Origin of the sequence: Lactobacillus helveticus DSM 20075 = CGMCC 1.1877 (assembly GCF_000160855.1) — a bacterium.
Taxonomy (GTDB): domain Bacteria; phylum Bacillota; class Bacilli; order Lactobacillales; family Lactobacillaceae; genus Lactobacillus; species Lactobacillus helveticus.
The window spans coordinates 86,307-89,320 of sequence record NZ_GG700754.1 but is presented as its reverse complement, the minus strand read 5'-3'; the positions used below and the strand labels follow the sequence as shown (position 1 = coordinate 89,320).

Annotated in this window: 4 protein-coding genes; 2 read left to right on the top strand and 2 right to left on the bottom strand. The window is 34.3% G+C overall.

Features of this window, described 5'->3' with window-relative positions; all coding sequences use genetic code 11:
* Positions 1-155 precede the first annotated feature (155 nt).
* The gene (locus HMPREF0518_RS05360) at positions 156-359 is read right to left on the bottom strand and encodes a cold-shock protein (RefSeq protein ID WP_003626883.1); all 204 of its coding nucleotides are present in this window, start codon (positions 357-359) and stop codon (positions 156-158) included.
* A 358-nt stretch (positions 360-717) separates the two neighbouring features.
* Here HMPREF0518_RS05360 and HMPREF0518_RS05355 point away from each other — a divergent pair, with 358 nt between their 5' ends.
* Positions 718-1,164: a HEPN domain-containing protein gene (locus tag HMPREF0518_RS05355; protein WP_003626882.1), complete on the top strand. Its 447-nt coding sequence runs from the start codon at positions 718-720 to the stop codon at positions 1,162-1,164.
* An 872-nt stretch (positions 1,165-2,036) separates the two neighbouring features.
* Here the strand turns inward: HMPREF0518_RS05355 and HMPREF0518_RS11120 are convergent.
* Complete coding sequence (locus tag HMPREF0518_RS11120; protein WP_219349973.1) at positions 2,037-2,105, bottom strand: hypothetical protein; 69 nt, start codon at positions 2,103-2,105, stop codon at positions 2,037-2,039.
* A gap of 399 nt (positions 2,106-2,504) precedes the next feature.
* Between HMPREF0518_RS11120 and HMPREF0518_RS05345 the strand changes: the two genes are divergently transcribed.
* Positions 2,505-3,005, top strand: a complete 501-nt coding sequence (locus tag HMPREF0518_RS05345; RefSeq protein ID WP_003626878.1) for a GNAT family N-acetyltransferase — start codon at positions 2,505-2,507, stop codon at positions 3,003-3,005.
* Positions 3,006-3,014 lie beyond the last annotated feature (9 nt).

Genomic DNA, 3,014 nt, shown 5'->3' with positions numbered 1-3,014 from the left:
TGCCATCAACTGGAAGAATAAAAGAACAGCTCATGTCCAATCTCAGACACGAGCTGTTTGAAAAGTTATTCAAATTTTTCTATCAGTACTTCTTGACGAAGAGCCATAAAAAAGAACTGCTCTATCAAAAGCAGTTCTTCATAATATTAGACAAATTATTGTGGAACAACATTAGTCGCTTGAGGTCCTCGACTGCCTTGTTCAACATCGTAACTAACTTTTTGCCCTTCCTCAAGACTCTTAAAACCGTCAGTTTTAATTGCTGAAAAGTGTACGAATACATCTTTATTATCTGATGAACCAGTGATAAACCCAAAGCCCTTATCAGCATTAAACCATTTTACAGTACCAGTTTGCATATATATATCCTCCTAGAAATCAAACCAAAGTAACAAAATTAAATCAACATCTAAGAAAATAATAGATAGCAAAGATGAATGATACTTATAACTTCCGTATATGTCAATTTAACTAACTATAACACTTTAATTTGCTGTATGCAACCCTAAATAATTCAAGCGCACAGTTTTTCATATGACTATATGATGTCCAATCGGATAAGAAAATAATAGATAGCAAAGATGAATGATACTTATAACTTCCGTATATGTCAATTTAATTAACTATAACACTTTAATTCGCTGTATGCAACCCTAAATAATTCAAGCGCACAGTTTTTCATATGACTATAATGATGTCCAATCGGAGTTGCTCAGTGTGATAAATAATTGGGTAAGTTCCTCAAAAGAGTTACAGTTACTGGTGGATGACTATTTGTTAACGGTTAACTACAGGTCGGTAATTGAAAATGATCTTGTCAATTATACACAAGGCATTGAATCGTATTTTAGAAATGAACGTCTTACTTTGAGGGATAAAATAAACAAATTTATTGAGGAATTGCCTGAATCCTATAGAGAACTATTATCTGAACACGTTGGAAATACAGATGATTGGATTGGAAAGCTTGTAAGCACAAGGGTATTTCTAACACACGGAGATAGAGAAAATATGGCGGTATTTAATCCTTATAAGTTAGTGCAGATGACAAAAATATTCGGCTTTATGGTTAGAATCTTTATTTTACAAAAATTAGGGATAACCATTGATAAACCAAAGATACTTAATAAATTTAAGAATGTTTTAACTGCTCATTACTATTAAGTAACACGAACTTACTGTAAATTAAGTTTAATAAAGATCAGAATGTTTAAAATAGCACCCAGCCAAAATAGCTGAGTGCCGTACACCATAAAATTCACATATTAACTCTAATTACTTCACCATTTTTGAACGTGAACTCCATGTAGCGTTAAAAGATGGTGATTTTTCGTGATATAAAGAGGTGTAAAATAACAATAGAGATTAGTATTCATTCGATGAGGTGACGCACCATGCAAAAATACATTAAAGTGATAATAATGACTGTCGTGATTTTAGCCTTGATGGTTGGTGGGCAAGTTGCACCATTGGCCGTCGCTGATTAGCTAAACCTTTCGGAGAACGCCGCCATAATTACTATGACGATTACTTGCAGGAAGTTAAGGACATTGTGATGGGGAGGTATAAGTGATGGAAACTATACAACTAATAAAAGATATAACACTCAACGAACTCCAAGATAGAGTGAAATATATTTTAAGCTTTAAAAATAAGTTATAAATATTAGAGGAAAACGATATACAGCAAGGGGTTACTGTAGCTAGGGCATTACAAAGTTTTATTAATGCTGAGGATAAAGAAATAACCAAAACAAGGTACGACCGTTTGATGAAGAGCAACAATTATTTATCAAATTACAAGGGCTTTATTCTGGAGTTCCGACAATTTAACGGTCAAATTACTAAAAGAAATCTGCATAGTTTTATTTTTGAAATAACATCAGCTCATGAGTCAACAGTACTTAATGCATTATTTCCAAATGGAAATGTGCAGTTTAAGGATCTGTAATTCGCCACTAGTAATCACTGATGGTAAAATATGAATGTAGACAAAAAAGCGAGCCGCTTTAAAGGCGGTGGCTTAGTTACTTTTTATTATGCACAGAATGTGAAAATAAAGGTTAGTAATGCAACGATGAAAGTCGCAAATGCTAACGCTAGCATGAGTGTCTGGTAGACGCTCACGGGCCGTAATCCTTTCTGAAGAATAGCTCATTGGAACCACCTCATCTCGAGGGAACAGACACCGCCCATAAAACTTCTCGCAAAGGTGACTATGTCATAATTGGATGATTGCTTTGATATTTATAGTTCAGGTTTCCGCAAACGTTTGTCTACTAACCATTGTGGATCTTCTGTTACCACAGATGGCTATATAATTTTGATCTGCTAATCATCTACACAATCTAGATCTATTAGCATTTTTGAGTCGTGTAGATATATGTGCTACTATTTAGTAGACATTCCCTATTGCGACAGGGCGCAATTTGTACCTAATGTGCAATTGCCAGACACGGGTCACTGCATGTTGAAGCTGTAACTGTTCTTACAAAGAAGTAGAAAATGATTATTAAACCACTAATTTCTGAAGATGAAGCAAAAGAAACAAGTCGACTTTTTCAAAAATGTTGGCAAAATACATATAAAGATATATTGCCAGATGTATTTTTAGATAATATTCCTGAAAATGCATGGATTAAACGGTTGAATGAAAGTGGCCGTCACAATTTAATTTTTATTGATGATGACAATAAAATTCGTGCTGCGGTGAGCTATGGTCGCCCGCGTGATACTCGCATGCTAGGGTGCGGCGAATTAATGGCTTTATATGTTGAACCAGATTTCCAAGGTTTTAATATCGGAAAAACTTTGCTTAATGCTGCCGAAAATGAATTGAAAAAGATGGGTTACGGCAAGATCTATCTGTGGTGCATTGATGGAGATGAAAATGCACGACAATTTTTTGAACATTTTGGCTGGGTTAATAATGCTACCGAAAAGTTTGTGGAAATTGCTGGAAAAGAATACAAGTACTTGCTATATAGTCATAAATTATTAGTTTAATTATTTTAT

What these genes read in the sequence shown, in the direction of transcription:
- HMPREF0518_RS05360 (WP_003626883.1), bottom strand. Translation starts at nt 359, where the DNA reads ATGCAAACTGGTACTGTAAAATGGTTTAATGCTGATAAGGGCTTTGGG.
- HMPREF0518_RS05345 (WP_003626878.1), top strand. Translation starts at nt 2,505, where the DNA reads ATGATTATTAAACCACTAATTTCTGAAGATGAAGCAAAAGAAACAAGT.